This window comes from Kluyvera sp. (assembly GCF_965301105.1).
In genome coordinates, this window is the sequence record NZ_CBDKZX010000014.1 from 1 (window position 1) to 20,797 (window position 20,797).

The following is a 20,797-nucleotide window of genomic DNA, read 5'->3' on the forward strand; positions in this document are numbered from 1 at the left end:
AGCCAGAAGCCTGGATCGTTCACGTGGGAGAAGATGACGGAACCGGAACCTACCGCGATAACCATCAGCTCCGGGCTCACGCCGGTGGTGGCAATCAGCGGAGCGGCAATACCGCCCGCGGTGATGGCGGCAACGGTCGCGGAGCCCAGCGCGATACGCAGAACGGCAGCGATAGACCATGCCATAAACAGCGGAGATACGTTGGACTCGTGCATGATAGACGCGATGTACTTATCTACGCCGGAGTCGACCAGCACCTGCTTGAAGGCGCCGCCGCCGCCGATGATCAGCAGCATCATGGCAATGATTTTAATGGAGGAGATCAGCGTATCGTTGATGTCATCCATTGAGCGGCCACGGTTCAGACCGAAGGTGAAGATAGCGATCAGCACGGCGATCAGCGTTGCCATCACCGGGTCACCGAAGAACTCAGCGGCAGGCAGCAGCGCGTGGCCTTTCGGCAGCACCATCTCAGCCACGGCGCGCATCGCCATCAGGATAACCGGCACCAGAGAGGTCCAGACGCTCACGCCAAAGGACGGCATCTCTTCATCGGTGAAGGTTTTCGGGTTGTGCAGACCTTCCGGGATCGGCTTGTCGATGCTTTTCAGGCAGCGTGCGTAAACCGGGCCTGCCAGAATGACGGTCGGAATCGCCAGCAGGGTGCCGTACAGCAGGGTTTTACCCATGTCTGCGTGGAAGATGGTGGCGATAGCAGTCGGGCCCGGGTGCGGAGGCAGGAAGCCATGGGTCACCGAGAGCGCGGCAGCCATCGGCACGCCGACGTACAGCAGCGGAATACGCGCGTTGGCGGCAATGGTGAAGACCAGCGGCAGCAGCAGCACGAAGCCCACTTCGTAGAACAGCGCGAAGCCGACGGTGAAACCGGTCAGTACGACCGCCCACTGAATGTACTTGCGGCCAAATTTGTCGATAAGTGTGGTGGCAATACGCTGCGCGCCGCCGCAGTCGGCGAGCATTTTGCCGAGCATGGCGCCAAAGCCCATAATCAGCGCCAGGCTGCCAAGGGTGCCGCCGACGCCGTTTTTAATCGACACGATCACTTTGTCCAGCGGCATGCCCTGCATTAAGCCGACGGCTAACGCCACCAGCACCAGAGCGATAAACCCGTTCATTTTGAAACGGATCATCAGCAGTAATAAGAGGATAACCCCGATAGCTACGATGATTAATGGCATAACTTATCCAGCCTTTAATTTGTTATGGGTAACGTCACTGTTGTTGCGACAACTTCCAATTGTCCCTACAGAGGGAATAGGTACTGACTTCTTCACGCCACCGTCTGTTGTATGACTCAGACAAAGGATAGCTGGCTATTTATTTAACGCGGTGGTGTGTGTTGCGATGATACGGGTAACATGTGGAGGTTGAGAATAACCCTGTGCATTGAAATGTGAAATCTGCGACGGTAGTCAAATAATTGGTAGGGTTATTGCCGTTTTTCGAGCGGAAATTTGCGAGGAATGTTGCGCGGTAACATTACGCTGTGGCGAAAGATTGTGCAGCCGGAGAGCAGAGAAAATCCCCGGGGTCGGCGTAAGCGCCTCGCCCGGGACGATCGCGAAACATCTTAGTAGTAAGAGTGCTCGCCGCGCTGGTGTTCGGTCAGATCGCGTACGCCTTTCAGGTCCGGGAACTCGGCCAGCAGCTGCTTTTCAATGCCATCTTTCAGGGTGACATCGATCATTGAGCAGCCGTTACAACCGCCGCCAAATTGCAGAATGGCATAGCCATCTTCGGTGATTTCCATCAGCGACACGCGACCACCGTGGCCGGCGAGCTGCGGGTTAACCTGTGATTGCAGCATGTACTCCACGCGCTCCATCAGCGGGGCGTCGTCGGACACTTTGCGCATTTTGGCGTTCGGTGCTTTCAGCGTCAGCTGAGAGCCGAGCTGGTCGGTGACAAAATCAATTTCCGCATCTTCCAGATACGGAGCGCTCAGCTCGTCGACATAGGCGGTGAGCTGTTCAAATTTCAGGGCTGTATCACTTGCTTCCACCGCATCCGGCGGGCAGTAAGAAACGCCGCATTCTGCGTTAGGCGTACCAGGGTTAATCACAAATACGCGGATTTGTGTCCCTTCTTCCTGATTTTGCAGAAGTTTGGCAAAGTGCGCTTGCGCAGTATCGGAAATACGGATCATAGCTTTGACCTAATAGTTGACTACTTTAGTTGGTTATAATACGCCCATCGCTGGGGGTCTACAAGGTGCGGCACAGACACCATACCTGAACGCTCGCCGCGCCGTTTCGCAAAAGCAGGCGGGAAATTTCAGCCACGGTACTCCCCGTCGTGACCACATCATCCACAATCACCATATGGCGCCCACGTATGGATAATTCAAGCTGGAAAGCATTTTTCAGGTTGTGCTTGCGCAACCGGGCGCTGAGCTGATGCTGGGTCGCCGTTGGGCGAATACGCGTGAGAGCCCGGGGCTGATAATCGGCGTGTAACCAGTGTGCCAGCGCACGACAGAGCAGCTCGCTTTGATTATAGCCTCGCCGCCAGTGACGGCGTTGCCACAACGGAACGCTGATAAGCTGCACAGGAGCGGGTAGGTCGGTTCGTTGACGAACGGCCAGCAACAGTAGACGCGCCAGCGTGGATGCCAGCTCTGGGTTACCGCTGAACTTGAAGCGGTGGATTAACTGACTGAGCGGAGGACGATAGTCGTTAATCGCCACCAGCCGCTGCCATGGCGGCGGTTTTTGCAGGCAGCGTCCGCAGGGGATTCTGACGTTTTCTGCCGGCAGGCCGCACTGCGGACAATGGCTCCCTTGCGTAAACAGCGTTTTGGCGCAGCGCGAACAGATGCCCCACGCAGGCAGCGCCAGCGGCATTTGGCATAGCCAGCACGCGCCGTGGACTGTTAGCATAATCCCTCCTTAAGCGAAGAAACGAGAACGATAGCTGATGAACGACATCTGGTGGCAAACCACGGGCGAAGGAAATTGTCATCTTGTGCTGCTGCACGGATGGGGGCTGAATGCACAGGTCTGGGATTGCATCACGCCGGAATTGAGTGCGCATTTTACGCTGCACCTGGTCGACCTGCCGGGTTACGGACGTAGCGGTGAATGGGGTGCCATGACGCTGGAAGCGATGGCAGAGAAGGTGCTGGAAAATGCCCCTGAACGGGCCATCTGGCTGGGCTGGAGCCTGGGAGGGCTGGTGGCGAGCCAGATTGCCTTGAACCACCCGACGCGCGTGCAGGCATTGGTTACCGTGGCGTCGTCTCCTTGCTTTAGCGCGCAGGATGAGTGGCCGGGCATTAAGCCGGAAGTGCTCAGCGGCTTTCAGCAGCAGTTGAGCGAAGATTTTCAGCGTACCGTTGAACGTTTCCTGGCGTTGCAAACCTTAGGCACCGAAAGTGCCCGACAGGATGCTCGTGCGCTGAAACAAGCGGTGTTATCGCTGCCGATGCCGTCGTCTGAGGCGCTCAACGGCGGCCTGGAGATCCTCAAAACCGCGGATTTACGCGAGCCGCTGACGGCGCTGGATTTACCGTTCCTGCGCCTGTATGGCCGACTCGATGGCCTGGTGCCGCGCAAGATTGTTCCGCAGTTGGATGCGCTGTGGCCTCGGAGCGAATCGCTCATTTTTGACAAAGCGGCCCATGCGCCGTTTATCTCTCATCCGCAGGCGTTTTGCGCACCCTTGGTGGCGTTGAAAAAGCAAATTGAGAAATAATTCTGTGCGGACGTGGTAAAAAAGATATTCATAGCAATACTTAAGCTGTTGCGGCAGGTGATTATTTCGCGCACCCGCGCAGCGCAAATAACAACCCTAAGGAGAGTAGAGTCTATGAAATTTGTTACAGGTATTGTTGCATCTCTGGTGATTGGCTCCCTGTCGTTTGGTGCGTTTGCTGCTAAAGAGATCCAGAAGGAAGATGTTGCCAAGCTTAAGCTGACGAAAATCGGCAACATCACCACCTCGCGTACTACTTCGCCAATGGATGCGAAGCGCGATCTGTCGAAAAAGGCGGATGAGCTGGGTGGTAAGTATTATGTGATTATTGCGGGTGGGAAAAACGAAAAAACCGTCCACGGTAACGCGGACGTCTACAAGTAAGTTTTGCCTTTTACTCCCGACGCTGCTGACAGCGTCGGGGATAACCTCTTAACGTAGCGCCCACCACTCACGCAGGCACGCTTTGCCTTCCGGGCAGCTTTTGCAGCTACCACTCAGGCAGCCATCAGCGTCTTCCTGAATTTTCACCACTTTTCCCATCGCTTCTAAGCGGCTCAGCATGGCGTCAACTAACGCTTGCGGCGTATGCAGTTGGGCGCTGAGCTGTGAGGCTTCCATGCGTCCTTGCAGGGCCAGCGTGTCGCGTATTTCGATCAATGACGCCATCATCGCTCCTTAGTGGCAATCGCCAGCCGGGCTGGAGCAGCAGGACGTCGGCGTTTTGCGCGTCGCCAGCAGGGAGACATCCACCCGGCTACGGGCGCGGCGCAGCAGACCGAGCACCACAATGTTGAACAGAATCACCGCCAGAATGCACACCAGGCTGTAGCGTGGATGCTGGCTGAAGCTGACTGTCTGGTAGTAGAGCGTGGACAGCGAGTAGGCGATATTCAGCCCCCACAGGATGGAGAACGTCATCCAGCCACGGCTCGATTCACGGGCTATCGCCCCCATTACCGAAATGCACGGAATGTAGAGCAACACGAAAATCAGGTAGCTGTACGCTGCCGCCGCGCTGCCGAATTTGCTGCCCATCACGCCCATTGCGCCGGTTTCCATCTCGCCATCGCCTTTGCTGGCTTCGATGGGGTTGGCCAGTACGCTGAGGCTGAAGGTGTCTTTCAGGCCTTGCCAGGTTTCATCGAGCGCGCCCAGCAGTTCATCACCGAGATGGAATTCCTGCGGGTTGAACGCTTCGTTCTGGATGTCTTCAGCGGTGTAGAGGGTGTTCAGCGTCCCCACCACCACTTCTTTCGCCATCGCCCCGGTAAACAGGCCGACGGTGGCTTGCCAGTTATCTTCATGCACGCCAATCGGTTTAAACACCGGCGTAATCGCGCGGCTGACAGAGGCCAGCGCCGAGTCGTTAATGTTGTCGACGATCTTGCCGCTGAACGAGAAGCTGTTCAGTGCGCTCAGGAAAATACTGACGATCACGATAACTTTACCGGCGCGCAGCACGAAGCCTTTCAGGCGCTGCCAGGTCTGGATGAACAGGCTTTTGATGTGCGGTACGTGGTAGACCGGCAGTTCCATGACGAACGGCGAGGCTTCGCCACGCATGATGGTGTATTTGAGCATCAGGCCGGTGAGGATGGCGATAACGATCCCCAACACATAGAGCGAGAAGACCACCAGCGCGCCGCCCTGGCCGAAGAAGGCCGCGGCGAAGACCGCGAAGATAGCCAGACGCGCGCCGCAGGACATAAACGGTGCCATCATAATGGTCATCAGGCGTTCACGCGGGGCATCCAACGTACGGGCGCCCATCACCGACGGCACGTTACAGCCGAAGCCGACGATCAGCGGCACAAAGGATTTCCCCGGCAGACCAAGCGCCTGCATCAGGCGGTCCATGACGAAGGCGGCGCGGGCCATATAGCCGGAGTCTTCAAGGAACGAGAGGAACAGGTACATCATGCCGATTTGCGGCACCAGCGGCAGAACGGTGTTGATACCGCCGCCGAGCCCCTGCGCCAGGAATACGGTCAGCCAGTCCGGGAAGTGCAGGGTGTAGCCAATCCACTGAATACCATGAATAAAGAGCGCTACCGAGCCGCCGTCGAAGATGGGCTGTAAGGCACCGCCGATGTTAATCGCCAGCAGGAACATCAGGTACATCACGAACAGAAAGACCGGCAGCCCCAGCACGCGGTTGAGGACGATTTTATCCAGCGCGGCGGTAAAACGGCTTGGTTCGGCGGTCAGCGTATTGCTGACGGCGTCGCAGATAGCGGCGATGCTCTGGTAGCGAGCGTCGGCGATATGCAAAGCGGGATCGTCCAGCTCTTCGCTCAGGTGCGCCAGCGAAACGTCCAGCTTATGCGCCGCATCGCCAGCGTAGGCGCGGCTGTAGATGTCGCCTTCCAGCATCTGCATACCCAGCCAATGGCGCTGGCGCTCCGGAATGTCCTGCGCCATCTCTTTGGCCAGATTATCGGCTTCACGCAGCAGCGGCTGCGGGTAGTGCACCAGCTCCAGCGGCTGATTGCCCTTGTGGCGATCAATCGCCATTTTCAGCGCTTCAATGCCGCGGGCGCGGGTCGATACCAGCGGTACCACCGGGCAGCCGAGACGAGCGGAAAGGGCGTCGACATCGATGCGAATCTGCTGCTTCTCGGCGATATCCAGCATGTTCAGCGCGACCACGCACGGAATGCCCAGCTCGAGTAATTGCAGCGTCAAATACAGGTTACGTTCCAGGTTGGAGGCGTCGACCACGTTAATCAGCAGGTCGGCATCGCCGCTGAGAATGTAGTGGCAGGCGATTTGTTCATCCAGCGACGTTTGTGACGAGATAGTGGTCAGCGAGTAGGTGCCCGGCAGGTCGACAAGGGTGACCTGATGATCGGTGGTGGCGAAAGAGCCTTCTTTACGTTCAACCGTCACACCCGCCCAGTTGCCTACGCGCTGGCGCGCGCCGGTCAGCTGATTGAATAAGGTTGTCTTGCCGGAATTAGGATTACCAATTAGACCGATGGTTAATTTTTTCATTTTTCAGACTCTTATTACCGGGCTGAAGTCATTACGCGACAGGTTCTAATTCGATTAGCGCGAGATCTTTTTTACGCAATACCAGGCTTACGCGACGGGTTTCAATATGAATGGGGTCACCCAAGGGCGCAACGCGAACGACATGGAATGATGAGCCAGGCAGCATGCCCAATGAGAGGAGTTTCTGCCGATAGGCTGGGCTAATTTCGCGGGAGAAACCAACAATCTTCCACGCAGTATCCGGTGTAAATTGCATAGAACCTACTTGTTTTATCGCTAGCTGGACGAGGGAGTGCCCGCGTGCGGCCTGATGGCGGCAAGGGCATCGTCAACGAATAAAGAATAAAATCCACTGCAAATGATGATAATGAGAATGGTTTTTATCATCAATACATAATATGCGGTTGGTGGGAGTTTTGCGCACTATTTGCACTTTTTTTGATATTACTCAAGCAACGCATTGTAGCGATAAATCAATTAACCGATATTTACATCGCTTAATGTTTAATTAAGGTTTCATTGGTTAATAAAATAAAACGTGATGCGGTTTATTATTAAAAGTTGCGCGAAAATATTAATTACTGAGGGCGAGATAAGGCGCGAAGCGAATGCGTCACGGCTGGTGATGTAAAACGCCTTATCCCCCATGCAGTCTGGATAAGGCGTTTATCGATTAGCGTTTTTTACCCATTGCTGCGGCTAAAGCGTCCATCATGGCGCTGTTACCGGCAGGCTGAGCTTCGCGGCCGCGCGGCTTGGCCGCTTTCGCCGCTGGACGTCCGCTGTTCTGCGGACGGTCATTACCGCCGCCACGACGGGCGTTGGTTTCACCCGGCTGCTCATCCAGACGCATAGTCAGGGCGATACGTTTACGCTGCAAATCGACCTCCAGCACCTTCACTTTGACGATATCGCCTGCTTTCACCACGGTGTGTGGATCTTCGACGAATTTATCCGCCAGCGAGGAGATATGCACCAGGCCGTCCTGGTGCACGCCGATATCGACAAAGGCGCCAAAGTTGGTGACGTTGGTCACCGCGCCTTCGAGGATCATTCCCGGCAGCAGGTCGTTCATGGTTTCGACGCCATCGGCGAACTTCGCGGTTTTAAATTCCGGACGCGGGTCGCGGCCCGGTTTTTCCAGCTCTTTGATGATGTCGGTGACGGTCGGTACGCCAAAACGTTCGTCGGTAAACTCAGAGGCTTTCAGGCCGCGAAGTTCACTGCTGTTGCCCATCAGATCTTTCAGCGCCTGCTGGGTGGCCGCCAGAATGCGTTCAACCACCGGGTAGGCTTCCGGGTGCACGGTGGAAGCGTCCAGCGGGTTATCGCCGTGGTTGATGCGCAGGAAGCCCGCGCACTGCTCGAACGCTTTCGGCCCCAGACGACTTACCTTCAGCAACTGCTGGCGGTTCTGGAACTGGCCATTCTCATCGCGCCAGGCGACGATGTTCTGCGCCATCATGCGCGTCAGGCCCGCGACGCGGGTCAGCAGCGGCACGGAGGCGGTGTTCAAGTCCACGCCGACGGCGTTCACGCAGTCCTCGACGACCGCATCCAGCTTACGCGCCAGCTGCGTCTGGCTGACGTCATGCTGGTACTGGCCCACCCCGATGGATTTCGGGTCGATTTTCACCAGCTCGGCCAGTGGGTCCTGCAGACGACGGGCGATAGACACCGCGCCGCGCAGGGAAACGTCGAGATCCGGGAATTCCTGCGCCGCCAGTTCGGAAGCGGAATACACCGACGCGCCTGCTTCGCTGACGATCACCTTCTGCGCGGTGACTTGCGGGAACTGTTTCTGCACATCGAGGAAGAAACGCTCGGTTTCGCGTGAGGCGGTACCGTTGCCGATCGCCACCAGCTCCACGTTGTGTTTTTCGCACAGCGCCGCCACGGCGACCGCCGCTTTCGCCGCCTGCCCGGTGTGCGGGTAGATGGTATCCGTCGCCACCAGCTTGCCGGTGCCGTCCACCACCGCCACCTTCACGCCGGTACGCAGACCAGGGTCGAGGCCCATGGTGGCGCGCAGACCGGCTGGTGCAGCCATCAGCAGATCGTGCAGGTTACGGGCGAAGACGTTGATGGCTTCATCTTCCGCGCGTTCGCGCACGGTGCCCATCAGTTCGGTTTCGAGGTGCATCAGCACTTTGATGCGCCAGGTCCAGCTCACCACGCCTTTGCGCCAGCTATCCGCCGGGGCGTTGTTCAGGCGCAGGCCGAGGTGGTCGATAATAATCTGTTCGCAGTGGCTCTCTTTCGGCGGCTCGTCGAACTGCGGATCGGCGTTGAGCGAGAGTTGCAGAATACCTTCGTTGCGCCCGCGGAACATCGCCAGCGCGCGGTGGGAAGGGGTGGTTGAAATCGGTTCGTGATGGTCGAAGTAGTCGCGGAACTTCGCGCCTTCTTCTTCCTTACCGCTGACCACTTTGGCCACCAGGTGGGCGTTCTTCCACAGGTAGTCGCGCACTTTCGCCAGCAGGCCGGCATCTTCCGCGAAGCGTTCCATCAGGATATAGCGCGCGCCGTCGAGGGCCGCTTTGGTATCCGCGACGCCCTTATCGACATCGATAAATTTCGCCGCCTCGGTTTCCGGGTCGTGAGACGGTTCGCTCCACAGCAGATCGGCCAGCGGCTCGAGACCCGCTTCAATGGCAATTTGCCCGCGGGTGCGGCGCTTCTGTTTATACGGTAAGTAGAGGTCTTCCAGCTCGGTCTTGTTGAGCGTGCCGTTGATGGCTTTTTCCAGCGCTTCGGTCAGCTTGCCCTGCTCACCGATGGATTTCAGAATGACCTGACGACGGTCTTCCAGCTCACGCAAATACCCCAGGCGAGTTTCCAGATTACGCAGTTGCGTGTCATCCAGTCCGCCGGTGATTTCCTTACGATAACGTGCAATAAACGGCACGGTGTTCCCTTCATCAAGCAGGCGAACGGCAGCTTCTACCTGTTCGGCTCTGGCCTGAAGTTCACCCGCAATAATGCGGCAGAGCGAATCATTCATCATGGCTTGGTTTCACTGTTAGGTCATAAAATCAGGGGACAGTTATACGGATTGACTGGCAAAAATGCCAGTCATCAGCGGGGGCTTCGGATTGTTCCGGCGTTATTTTACGTAATCGATCGCATTTACGTACCAGCTGGCCTCACCCGCTGGCGTGTTGACGACCGCGAGATCGCCGACCTCTTTTTTCAATAGCGCACGGGCCATTGGCGAGTCGATCGAAATGTAGTCCTTGCGGCCAAAAATCTCGTCGTAGCCGACAATGCGAAAACGCTTGGTATCGCCGTCGTCGTTTTCAATCTCTACCCACGCGCCAAAAAAGACTTTGCCTTCCTGCTGCGGCGAGTAATCGACGATACGCAGATTTTCCAGACACTTGGTTAAATAACGAACGCGGCGGTCAATCTCCCTTAAGCGTTTTTTATTATACTGGTAGTCAGCGTTTTCACTGCGATCGCCAAGGCTCGCGGCCCAGGTCACTTTTTTGGTGACCTCCGGGCGCTCTTCGCGCCAGAGATAATCCATCTCTTGTTTGAGCTTTTCGTACCCTTCACGGGTGATCAACGGTGTTTTCATCTTACGTGCTTACCTGGCTGCCGAGGAAATATTGCGCACAATACGTATTACGTGAGCATACCGACAGAATAAATAATGTGTATTAAGATTCATTGTATACTTAACTCGCTGTTAAATATGCTTTGTAACAATTTAGCCTGGAATTTATACCAGATTTAGCTGGTCGCAAGCGCAGGCTTTTTTGAGAATACATGCTGATTAATTGTTGCGAACCTTTGGGAGTAAAAACAATGCAAGAGAATTATAAGATTCTTGTTGTGGATGACGACATGCGCCTGCGCGCGTTACTGGAGCGTTATCTGACCGAGCAGGGTTTCCAGGTTCGAAGCGTGGCTAACGCCGAACAGATGGACAGATTGCTGACCCGTGAATCCTTCCATCTGATGGTGCTGGATCTCATGCTGCCGGGTGAAGATGGCCTCTCCATCTGCCGCCGCCTGCGCAGCCAAAGCAACCCGATGCCGATCATTATGGTGACGGCGAAAGGGGAAGAAGTTGACCGTATCGTGGGCCTGGAAATCGGCGCCGACGACTACATTCCGAAACCGTTCAACCCGCGTGAACTGCTGGCCCGTATCCGTGCCGTGCTGCGCCGTCAGGCGAACGAACTGCCGGGCGCGCCTTCTCAGGAAGAAGCGGTTATTGCCTTTGGTAAGTTCAAGCTGAACCTCGGTACTCGCGAAATGTTCCGTGAAGACGAGCCGATGCCGCTGACCAGCGGTGAGTTTGCGGTGCTGAAAGCGCTGGTGAGCCACCCGCGCGAGCCGCTGTCTCGTGACAAGCTGATGAACCTGGCGCGTGGTCGTGAATACTCGGCGATGGAACGTTCCATCGACGTGCAGATCTCCCGCTTACGTCGTATGGTGGAAGAAGATCCGGCGCACCCGCGCTATATTCAGACCGTATGGGGTCTGGGCTACGTGTTTGTCCCGGACGGCTCTAAAGCATGAGGCGACTGCGCTTCTCGCCACGAAGTTCATTTGCCCGTACGTTATTGCTGATTGTCACTTTGCTGTTCGTCAGCCTGGTGACAACCTACCTGGTGGTGTTGAATTTCGCGATTCTGCCAAGCCTGCAGCAGTTTAATAAAGTCTTAGCCTACGAAGTGCGTATGCTGATGACCGATAAACTGCAGCTGGAGGACGGCACGCAACTGGTCGTGCCGCCGGCGTTTCGCCGCGAGATCTATCGCGAACTGGGCATTTCGCTCTATTCCGATGAAGCCGCAGAAGAGGCCGGCCTGCGCTGGGCGCAGCACTACGAGTTTTTGAGTCAGCAGATGGCTCAGCAGCTCGGCGGGCCGACCGAAGTGCGCGTTGAAGTCAATAAAAGCTCCCCGGTGGTCTGGTTGAAGACCTGGCTGTCGCCCAATATCTGGGTGCGCGTGCCGCTGACCGAGATCCATCAGGGAGACTTCTCCCCACTGTTTCGTTACACCCTGGCGATTATGCTGCTGGCGATAGGCGGCGCATGGCTGTTTATCCGCATCCAGAACCGACCCCTGGTCGACCTGGAGCACGCGGCGCTTCAGGTCGGTAAAGGGATTATTCCGCCGCCGCTGCGCGAGTATGGCGCGTCGGAGGTGCGTTCAGTGACCCGAGCCTTTAACCATATGGCCGCAGGCGTGAAGCAGCTCTCGGATGACCGTACGCTGCTCATGGCGGGCGTCAGCCACGATCTGCGTACGCCGCTCACGCGTATTCGTCTGGCAACCGAGATGATGGGCGAGCAGGACGGGTATCTGGCGGAATCAATCAATAAAGATATCGAAGAGTGCAACGCCATCATCGAGCAGTTTATTGATTACCTGCGTACCGGTCAGGAGATGCCGCTGGAGTTTATCGATCTCAACACCGTTCTCGGTGAGGTGATTGCAGCGGAAAGCGGCTACGAGCGTGAAATCGCCACCAACCTGCTGGATGGCGATATCCCGGTGCGTGTGCATCCGCTGTCCATCAAGCGCGCGCTGGCCAATATGGTGGTGAACGCGGCCCGTTACGGTAACGGCTGGATTAAAGTCAGCAGCGGCCGTGAAGCGCATCGCGCCTGGTTCCAGGTGGAAGATGACGGCCCGGGCATCAAGCCCGAGCAGCGTAAGCATCTGTTCCAGCCGTTTGTGCGTGGCGATAGCGCCCGTACCATCAGTGGAACAGGGCTGGGGCTGGCGATTGTGCAGCGCATCATTGATAACCACAACGGGCTGCTGGAGTTAGACACCAGTGAGCGGGGTGGGCTGTTGATTCGCGCCTGGCTGCCAATACCGGCAGGCCAGATGCCATCGGGCAGCAAAGAAAGCTAAAAAAAAACCGCTGGGGAAACCCCGGCGGTTTTTGTTTGTAGGCCCGGTAAGCATCGCGCCACCGGGCAATCCAACGGTACTTACAGCTGCGGCCCTGCGCTGACCAGCGCGGCGCCAGCTGGCGTGTCGGTGTATTTCTCAAAGTTCTCTTTGAACAATTTCGCCAGCGTTTCGGCCTTCTCCTGCCACTGCTCCGGCGAACCGTAGGTATTACGCGGATCGAGGATGTGGGTGTCGACGCCCGGCAGCGCGGTTGGGATCTGCAGGTTAAACATCGGCAGGGTGAAGGTTTCGGCGTTATCCAGCGAACCGTCGAGGATGGCATCAATGATGGCGCGCGTATTCTGGATGGAGATACGTTTGCCGGTGCCGTTCCAGCCGGTGTTCACCAGGTAGGCCTGAGCGCCCGCCGCCTGCATGCGTTTCACCAGCACTTCCGCATACTGCGTTGGGTGCAGCGACAGGAACGCCGCGCCGAAACAGGCGGAGAAGGTTGGCGTCGGTTCGGTGACGCCGCGCTCGGTGCCCGCCAGCTTCGCGGTGAAGCCAGACAGGAAGTGGTACTGCGTCTGGTCGGCGGTGAGGCGCGAAACCGGCGGCAGTACGCCGAACGCATCGGCAGTCAGGAAGATAACTTTGGTCGCGTGGCCCGCTTTTGACACCGGCTTGACGATATTGTCGATGTGGTAAATCGGGTAGGAAACGCGGGTGTTTTCGGTTTTTGAGCCGTCGTCGAAGTCGATGCTGCCGTCCTCACGCACCACCACGTTTTCCAGCAGCGCGTCGCGGCGAATGGCGTGGTAGATATCCGGCTCAGCCGCTTCCGACAGCTTAATGGTTTTGGCGTAGCAGCCGCCTTCAAAGTTAAACACGCCGTCGTCATCCCAGCCGTGTTCGTCATCGCCAATCAGACGACGTTTCGGGTCGGTAGACAGGGTGGTTTTACCGGTGCCGGAGAGGCCGAAGAACACAGCGACATCGCCTTTCTCGCCGACGTTCGCGGAACAGTGCATGGACGCAATGCCCTGCAGCGGCAGCAGGTAGTTCATGATGGAGAACATACCCTTTTTCATTTCGCCGCCGTACCAGGTCCCGCCAATCAGCTGGATACGTTCCGTCAGGTTAAACGCGATGAAGTTTTCCGAGTTGAGACCCTGTTCTTTCCACTGCGGGTTGGTGCACTTCGCGCCGTTCATAACGATAAAGTCAGGTTTAAACGTCTTCAGCTCTTCATCGGTTGGGCGAATAAACATGTTTTTGACGAAGTGCGCCTGCCAGGCCACCTCGGTGATAAAACGGACGGACAGACGGGTGTCTTCATTAGCGCCGCAGAAGGCGTCAATGATAAACAGACGTTTGCCGGACAGCTGTTCTGACACCAGGCCTTTCAGATGTTGCCAGATTTCAGGTGACAGAGGCTTATTGTCATTTTTTCCGTTGCCCTTATCAGACCACCACACGGTGTCGCGGGTTGTGTCATCGCGAACAATGTATTTGTCCTTTGGAGAACGGCCGGTAAAGATACCGGTGTCGACAGAAATTGCTCCCAGGTTCGTCAGTACACCACGCTCATAACCTTCCAGGTTAGGATCGAGTTCTTCTTGATACAATGTATCGTAATCGGGGTTGTAGACGATATCCTGTACGTCGTTAATACCATAAGCCTTGAGGTCCTGCGGGGTTATACCGTTGCGCATTTCACTGCTCCTTAGCCAATATGTACTACCATAAATTCTATGGGTATTTTAGGGGTGTTGACCGCGACCAGGCTCATAGATTTACGTATCCCGACAAACGTCTTACTTACGAAAACATTGTGACTCCTGTCACGAAGCGACAGGGATTATGACAGGAAACACCGCGTATTTGGCACGAATGTTCTTAAATGGTTACAAAATGGTTTAATTGACAGCGTAAATGTGAATGTAATCGCATTTATGAAAGAAAATTACGTAATGCTTTCAGAACAAAAATCGATTCACCTCGCCTGTCGATACAGCGTATTTCGGTTCTGTTTCGTTCAATGAGATACTCTATTTACCCTATCCTGAAGCAGGGACACTGATATGGATACTGTGACACCGCTTTCCTCGCCAACCCGCTGGGGCATGGTGCTAACCGGCCTGGTACAAGGGTTGCTGTGCTACCTGCTGGTGACTGAGCTTATTCCTCACCCTGGTTGGTGGATATTTTATGGATTGCCCGGCAGCCTGGCATTATCTTCTGTGCTGCTGTTTAGCGTCATCTCGTTTCGCCAGCGCGCGCTGTGGGGCTGGCTGGCCGTTATTCTGCTGGTCGTCCTCGCCATGAGCGGATGGCTGAAAAGCAACCTCAACGGCGATGATTCATGGCGGCAGTACGATGCCCTGTTCCGTTATGGTTGGTGTTTACTGTTGATGGCGCTAATGATTTTGCCGTGGATACAGTTTCAGCTCCACCCCCATCCGGGAAGCTATCGCTATGTGCATTTCTATGACCAACAGTGGCAGAACGCGCTGACGCTGCTGCTGATTGGCGTCGCTAATGGTCTGGTCTGGCTCATCTTCCTGCTGTGGAGCGGGCTGTTTGAGCTGGCGAATATTACCTTCTTCTCTCATCTGTTCTTTGAGACGGAATGGTTTATTTACCTCGTTATTGGCCTGGTAACGGCGCTGACGGTGATTCTGGCGCGGCAGAACGTGCGGCTGGTGAGCGCCATTCATAAGCTGCTGACGCTGCTTGCTACTGGCCTGCTGCCGTTGGTTTCGCTGCTGGCTATTCTGTTCCTCGTGACGTTGGCGTTTACCGGGCTGACGGTGATTTCGCAGCGCGTGTCCGCCGCGCTGCTGCTGATCACCTTAGCGCTGAGTCAGCTGTTGCTGACGGCGATGGTTTGGCAGCCGCAGCAATCGCAATTGAGCTATCCACGGCCGCTGCGCTATCTCATCATTACGGCGATGGTGCTTACGCCGGTGTATGCGGCGATTGCCGGCTGGGCGCTGTGGGTGAGAATCGGGCAGTACGGCTGGACGTCGGAGCGCCTGCACGGCACGCTGGTGGTGGTGGTCTTGCTGGTCTGGTCGCTGGGCTATGTGCTGAGTCTGCTGCGCCGCCGGGAAGATCCTTCGCCGCTGATGGGCCAGGTGCATCTGGTGGTCTCGCTACTGGCGCTGGCGCTGCTGGTACTGCTCTATACGCCGGTTCTCGACAGCTGGCGCATTAGCGTGAATAGCCATATGGCGCGCTATCATGAGGGCAAAATTAACGCCGATCAGGTCAGTCTGTATATGCTTTCACACAGCGGTAAACCGGGACGTGAAGCGCTGCTTATACTGCAAAAAGATCCGGAATTTACCCAGGACGCCAGGCGACAGAGGCAACTGACGCGGCTGCTCAATGGCGATCTCACTCCGACAGAAAAACTGACGCCGCCGATGCTGGCGAAAAACGTCGTCGTGGCGCCTGGCAGCCAGTCGCCGGACGCCGCGCTGTGGGCTGCGATTATTGAACGCCGCTATCTGGTGGAATCCTGCAGCGACGTCGATAGCTGCGTGCTGGTCAGTCAGGATCTTAACGGTGACGGCCAGCCGGAACAGGTCCTGTACGCGTTTGGCGATCGCACCGTGCTGGTGTTTGGTCAGGGGGCAAAAGGCTGGGAGTTTAAAGCCAGCGCAACGCTGCCTGCGGGGGTGAATAAAGAGAAGCTGCTACGGGCGGCGGAAGAGGGCAAAGTGGGCGCGAAGCCGAAGGCGTGGCAGGATATGACGCTGGGGGATGAAACGGTGGTGCTGGAGTATCGGCGCTAAACTTATTCGATCAGAGTAGGCCTGATAGCGCTACGCGCATCAGGCCTACGTCCCGAACGGCAGAATTAATGCACCTGCGGATCCGCCGGAGAAGCGTTATTACGAATCTCGGAGATATCCATCGCGTTAAACACGTAGTGGCTACCGCAGTAGTCGCAGTGCATATCGATCTCGCCTTCTTCTTCCAGAATGCTGTTGATCTCTTCATCCGGCAGCGTTTTCAGCGCGCCTGCACAACGTTCGCGAGAACAGGTGCACTTGAACTCTACGCCCTGCGGGTCGTACAGCGTCACCTCTTCTTCGTGGTATAAACGCCACAGCACATCGTTGGCCGGCAGCGTGAACAGCTCTTCGGCCTTGATGGTGTCGGTTAGCGCCGCCAGATGGTCGAAATCGTCCGCCTGGGCGTTCTGCGCGGGCATCACCTGCAATAACATACCGCCTGCGGCTGGTTTACCCTCAGACTCACCGGTACGGATAATCAGACGAGTAGGCAGCTGTTCGGAACGCTGGAAGTAATCTTCCAGGCATGCCGCCAGCGTATCGCCTTCCAGACCGACCACGCCCTGATAACGTTCACCTTCGGCTGGGGTAATGGTAATCACCAGATAGCCGTTGCCGATCAGTGTTTTCAGGTCGGCATCCGCTGGGATCTCACCCTGTACACGGGCTACGCCGCGCAGCTGCTGGTGGTTGTTACCGTTAATCACCGCCAGCGTCATCGGGCCATCGCCCTGCAGCTGAACGGTAATATCGCCTTCAAACTTCAGCGTCGCGGTCAGCAGGCTGGTGGCAACCAGCAGCTCCGACAGCACGTTTTTCACCGGCTGCGGGTAGTTGTGGCCTGCCAGAATCTGTTCGAGCGTTTCGGATACGGTGACCAGTTCGCCACGTACGGCATAGTTTTCAAACAGATAGCGATGTAATTGATCGTGTTGAGTCATAATATTCTCTCTTGGGGTGGCAGTTATTCACTGTCGCCGTATTTAAATCTCATCAGGTCGCGCCGCTCTTTTTTATCCGGCCTTCTGTCCGGATGCGGCATGGTCAGCGCATTTAGCTTGCGCGCCAGAGCGACTTTTTCGCGCTTTTCGATACTTTCCGCCGTCTCTTCATACAGGGTGACGGCCTCCGTCGCGGGGCGGCGCTGCTCGGTAATGGCTTTCACCACTACGGTGCGTTCGTCATTTCCCTGACGTAGCGTCAATTGGGCGTTCAGTTCGACAACTTTACTGGGCTTGGAACGCTGCCCGTTATAGTGAACTTTACCGCCTTCAATCATTTCGCGTGCCAGGGCGCGGGTCTTATAAAAACGCGCGGCCCAGAGCCACTTATCCAGCCTGACGCCGTCAGTGGGCTTCTCTTTCATGGTCACTCCTTCACGTGCAGTGAGGGGATCAGACGACGGTAATCGTTAAGTGCGGGATGACGCAGATACGCTTTTTCCGCCATGCCCGAATCGGGGTTAGTGACACCGAGGCAATAGCGAATCCCAAAGCGTGCGGCGGCATCCAGAATCGCCTCGCTATCGTCGATGAACAGCGTGCGTTCAGCTTTCAGTCCCGTCTTTTCCGCCACAGCCTGCCATAACCGCTGATCCTCTTTCGGATAACCAAATGTATGGGTGGAAAGTAATAAATCAAGGTGTGCGTCGAGACCCGTGTGTTCCAGCTTCACCGCCAGGTTGTGTGGATGTGCGTTAGTCAGCAAGATACGGCGTTTGCCGCTGGCTTTCAGCGCATTCAGGAAGGGGACGGTATCATCACGCAGCACCGCGCGCGGCCCCTGCTCGCTGGTCATCGAGCAGATATCCAGACCCAGCCGCTCGCTCCAGTAGTCCAGACAGTACCAGTTTAGCGTATGTTGCACCGCGTGGTACTCCTGGCGGATGGCTTCCTGCGCCGCCTGTACGCTGATGCCATGCTTAGCGCCGTAGGTTTCCGGTACCAGCTTTTGCCAGAAATAGCTGTCGAAGGCGAGGTCGAGGAGCGTGCCGTCCATGTCCAGAAGTACGGTATCAACCTCTTGCCAGGCGATGTCGAAATGCATGCTGAGTCTCCAGACGGAAGAAATGCGCGACAGAGTAACATAACTCTGTCGCGACGGGTGAGGCGGCTAGTGGGTCGGGAAATCGGACTTAAAGTCATCCGGTGACGAAAGCAGAACCGGATTGATGCAGCTTTCGTAGTATTTCTGGATTTCGGTCAGACGTTCCCGATGGCGATGGTAGCGGCGCAGCGCCTGAATGCCGTTGTAAATTGTGCAGACAATCATCGCCAGCATCAGCAGCGTGGTGGCCAGATAGTGCCACAACCCGCTGCTGTCCGGCATGCGGTGCAGGTTGATGTGCTGGGTGCCGTTGGCATCGGTATAGAGATTCGTCACGATACCTTCGGCGTGGAACGGGGTGTGCATCAGCATACCCGCCAGACGCTGGAACTCGTTCCACTGCTCGCGTGCAGGGTAGTCGTACAGGCTGGTGGTTGGGTACGGCTGGGTCACAAAGTCGCTGCCTTCATCGCTGGTGATGAGGAAACCGCCCGGCGCCGGGCTGTTGAGCGCCTGCGCCGCGCGCGCGGTTTCGCGCAGAATAAACGGGGCGGTGGAGGTCTCTACCAGGTTATCCAGCGATTCGGCGCTGACCGGGCGCAGCAGGACGTTAACGCCGTCGAGCTTACCGGAGTTGGCGCGCTTCACCAGCGCATCCCAGTCGCGGGTGTTGCCAAGGTTGACCAGCGCATTCTTCAGCCGCACGCAGTCGTCGGCAGCTGAGCACAGATCTTTCGTTTTCAGCACAATATCGGCGAAGTCATCCAGCAGGACCATCCCGGATTTCTGAATGGCGGAACGCAGCGCGGGGCTGACGCGGGAATCATCGTCCGCAGAAGGATGCAGTTGACGATTGACCGCTTGTACCAGCGCGGTGGCTTTACTGACGGTTTCGGATTCAGGCAGCGGCAGACGCGGCGCATCGTTCCAGATAATCTGCGAGCAGTCGAATGGCAGGAATGGCGAACTTTCCTGTGCCGTCCACGTACCGGGTGAGTGAATGTTGCACATCCCGATGCCGCTCAGTTGCAGCGTGTCGCCTACGCGTACGCCTGCCTGCGTCAACTGGCGAACGTCTTTGGCTTCTACGGTTTGCGCGCCTTTCAGCCATGAAATCGTAAACTTAAACGGCATATTCAGCGGCACGCTCACCCACATCATGATCGCCACCAGCAACGCGCCGCCAGCGATGACTGCGCTGCGCAGCCAGTGCTGTAGAGGGAAGTTTTTGACTTCATCATGCAGCGAGAGGAAACGCCCCTGACGGACAACGTGTCGGTCGAGGTAGATATCGATATCCGTTTTCTGCCCCAGATCCTGTGCCACAAAAGGCTGCCAGTGACGTGGGTAGATGAGGTCGATAATGCCGAGTGAGATGTTGTTAATCTGTTCCTGATCGTTTTCGCCAAACAGGCCCCAACGCTTAGGGGTGCCGCGCAGGCAGTGGATCTCGCGCAGAGAGGATTTGGTGGGAGGAGCAAACAGTCCCCATAGCCCGCCCGCGAGCAGCAGCACTGCACCGCCCAGTACCCACGGGGTAAACACCGACGGGGCAATCAGGCTGCAGTAAAACAGCAAAAACGCCGCGGCAATGAGCAGCGCTTCGCGCAGCCCGTCGGGGCGGCTTAGCGCGTGTTCCTCATGGGTTTCCTGGCGAATGTTAAGCAGTTCAATTTGTTCGCTTTCTTCACCACGAATCGAGGCTTGCGTTGATGTGGTCGACTCCAGCGCGAAATTATGGCTCTCTTGCGAGTAGGACTTAAGTGAATGGCCGTTGAGCCCGATGACCAATGGCATATCGTCGGTGACGATAAGCTCAATGCTGTTTTCATCGGTAATATGTTGTTCCCAGAACGGCGGCAGGTGCACTTCCACGGAGTCGAGGAAATAGCGCCATTTATTTGGGTCGTCGGTGGTAATACCGTAGCGCGTGATCGCGCGAGTCAGCGTGAACACGGTCCCGCTTTGCGCATTGAGCGTCAGCGCCGTAGGCGCGATCGTTGAGCCGGACGCCGGAACCTGCAAATCGCGGTTCAGATCGCCCAGATAGTTTTCAACGCCCTGGCGCTCTTCATCGGTCAGTTTCCGCGTGGTTGCGCCCGGAAAAAGGTGCAGCCACGGTAATTGAAGGCGTTTTGTTCTTTTACGCAAGAGCCAACCGACCAGCACGGCGCAGATCAGTATCGCTACGGTAAAGATCATCAATGTGCCCATGCTTTTCCCATCATACTTTTTCTTAGAGGTCTCTTGAGTCGCCCGCTTTTCTTATAAACCATCGGCACGTATTACAGAGGTACTATAAAGAGTTTATAGACTCTCGCAAAACGTAAGCATAACAAACCCATCCTCTGACGAGTATCAGTAAATTCTCAA

18 protein-coding genes are annotated in these 20,797 nt (G+C 56.4%); 5 read left to right on the plus strand and 13 right to left on the minus strand.

The features are described from left to right. The 3 genes from gntT to gntX all read right to left on the minus strand — a co-directional run. The coding region (gntT, locus tag ACW14G_RS07965; RefSeq protein ID WP_455648554.1) for a gluconate transporter at window positions 1–1,199 on the minus strand (1,199 nt) is incomplete at its 3' end. Between the two features lie 392 nt (window positions 1,200–1,591). Continuing rightward, window positions 1,592–2,167: a Fe-S biogenesis protein NfuA gene (nfuA, locus tag ACW14G_RS07970; protein WP_064541454.1), complete on the minus strand. Its 576-nt coding sequence runs from the start codon at window positions 2,165–2,167 to the stop codon at window positions 1,592–1,594. A gap of 58 nt (window positions 2,168–2,225) precedes the next feature. Beyond that, a complete protein-coding gene (gntX, locus tag ACW14G_RS07975) occupies window positions 2,226–2,900 on the minus strand; it encodes a DNA utilization protein GntX (protein ID WP_249022654.1) in 675 nt (224 codons plus the stop codon). Window positions 2,901–2,937: 37 nt separating this feature from the next. Between gntX and bioH the strand changes: the two genes are divergently transcribed. Next, window positions 2,938–3,714 carry a pimeloyl-ACP methyl ester esterase BioH gene (gene bioH, locus ACW14G_RS07980; RefSeq protein WP_249022655.1) on the plus strand — a complete coding sequence of 259 codons (777 nt, stop codon included), beginning with the start codon at window positions 2,938–2,940 and terminating at the stop codon, window positions 3,712–3,714. Between the two features lie 114 nt (window positions 3,715–3,828). Continuing rightward, window positions 3,829–4,098 carry a YdgH/BhsA/McbA-like domain containing protein gene (locus ACW14G_RS07985; protein WP_064541463.1) on the plus strand — a complete coding sequence of 90 codons (270 nt, stop codon included), beginning with the start codon at window positions 3,829–3,831 and terminating at the stop codon, window positions 4,096–4,098. A 48-nt stretch (window positions 4,099–4,146) separates the two neighbouring features. Here ACW14G_RS07985 and feoC read toward each other — a convergent pair whose 3' ends face one another. The 5 genes from feoC to greB all read right to left on the minus strand — a co-directional run bounded on the left by feoC (window position 4,147) and on the right by greB (window position 10,291). After that, on the minus strand, window positions 4,147–4,383 hold the full coding sequence (gene feoC / locus ACW14G_RS07990; protein ID WP_163446722.1) for a [Fe-S]-dependent transcriptional repressor FeoC: 237 nt from the start codon (window positions 4,381–4,383) through the stop codon (window positions 4,147–4,149). Window positions 4,384–4,392: 9 nt separating this feature from the next. Then, entirely contained in the window at window positions 4,393–6,711 is a 2,319-nt protein-coding gene (gene feoB / locus ACW14G_RS07995) for a Fe(2+) transporter permease subunit FeoB (protein ID WP_167574904.1), read from the minus strand. Between the two features lie 31 nt (window positions 6,712–6,742). Next, window positions 6,743–6,967, minus strand: coding sequence for a ferrous iron transporter A (gene feoA, locus ACW14G_RS08000; RefSeq protein ID WP_074416793.1), 225 nt, complete (start codon window positions 6,965–6,967; stop codon window positions 6,743–6,745). 417 nt (window positions 6,968–7,384) lie between these two features. Continuing rightward, window positions 7,385–9,718 carry a Tex family protein gene (locus ACW14G_RS08005; protein WP_167574906.1) on the minus strand — a complete coding sequence of 778 codons (2,334 nt, stop codon included), beginning with the start codon at window positions 9,716–9,718 and terminating at the stop codon, window positions 7,385–7,387. Between the two features lie 99 nt (window positions 9,719–9,817). Then, complete coding sequence (gene greB, locus ACW14G_RS08010; RefSeq protein ID WP_064541476.1) at window positions 9,818–10,291, minus strand: transcription elongation factor GreB; 474 nt, start codon at window positions 10,289–10,291, stop codon at window positions 9,818–9,820. A gap of 230 nt (window positions 10,292–10,521) precedes the next feature. Here greB and ompR point away from each other — a divergent pair, with 230 nt between their 5' ends. After that, window positions 10,522–11,241, plus strand: a complete 720-nt coding sequence (ompR, locus tag ACW14G_RS08015) for an osmolarity response regulator transcription factor OmpR (RefSeq protein WP_001157751.1) — start codon at window positions 10,522–10,524, stop codon at window positions 11,239–11,241. Further along, window positions 11,238–12,590: a two-component system sensor histidine kinase EnvZ gene (envZ, locus tag ACW14G_RS08020; protein WP_163446716.1), complete on the plus strand. Its 1,353-nt coding sequence runs from the start codon at window positions 11,238–11,240 to the stop codon at window positions 12,588–12,590. Before ompR ends, envZ begins: the two co-directional genes overlap by 4 nt. Before the next feature lie 80 nt (window positions 12,591–12,670). Here envZ and pckA read toward each other — a convergent pair whose 3' ends face one another. After that, on the minus strand, window positions 12,671–14,287 hold the full coding sequence (gene pckA / locus ACW14G_RS08025; protein ID WP_064541482.1) for a phosphoenolpyruvate carboxykinase (ATP): 1,617 nt from the start codon (window positions 14,285–14,287) through the stop codon (window positions 12,671–12,673). 369 nt (window positions 14,288–14,656) lie between these two features. Here pckA and ACW14G_RS08030 point away from each other — a divergent pair, with 369 nt between their 5' ends. After that, the gene (locus ACW14G_RS08030; protein WP_249022657.1) at window positions 14,657–16,375 is read left to right on the plus strand and encodes a DUF4153 domain-containing protein; all 1,719 of its coding nucleotides are present in this window, start codon (window positions 14,657–14,659) and stop codon (window positions 16,373–16,375) included. A 65-nt stretch (window positions 16,376–16,440) separates the two neighbouring features. Here the strand turns inward: ACW14G_RS08030 and hslO are convergent, their stop codons facing one another. From hslO to ACW14G_RS08050, 4 genes are all read right to left on the minus strand, one after another. Continuing rightward, window positions 16,441–17,319, minus strand: coding sequence for an Hsp33 family molecular chaperone HslO (gene hslO / locus ACW14G_RS08035; protein WP_249022658.1), 879 nt, complete (start codon window positions 17,317–17,319; stop codon window positions 16,441–16,443). 23 nt (window positions 17,320–17,342) lie between these two features. Further along, complete coding sequence (hslR, locus tag ACW14G_RS08040) at window positions 17,343–17,744, minus strand: ribosome-associated heat shock protein Hsp15 (RefSeq protein ID WP_163446710.1); 402 nt, start codon at window positions 17,742–17,744, stop codon at window positions 17,343–17,345. A 2-nt stretch (window positions 17,745–17,746) separates the two neighbouring features. Beyond that, the gene (gene yrfG, locus ACW14G_RS08045) at window positions 17,747–18,424 is read right to left on the minus strand and encodes a GMP/IMP nucleotidase (RefSeq protein ID WP_163446708.1); all 678 of its coding nucleotides are present in this window, start codon (window positions 18,422–18,424) and stop codon (window positions 17,747–17,749) included. Between the two features lie 66 nt (window positions 18,425–18,490). Next, entirely contained in the window at window positions 18,491–20,638 is a 2,148-nt protein-coding gene (locus ACW14G_RS08050; RefSeq protein WP_167574909.1) for an intracellular growth attenuator family protein, read from the minus strand. Between the last annotated feature and the right edge of the window lie 159 nt (window positions 20,639–20,797).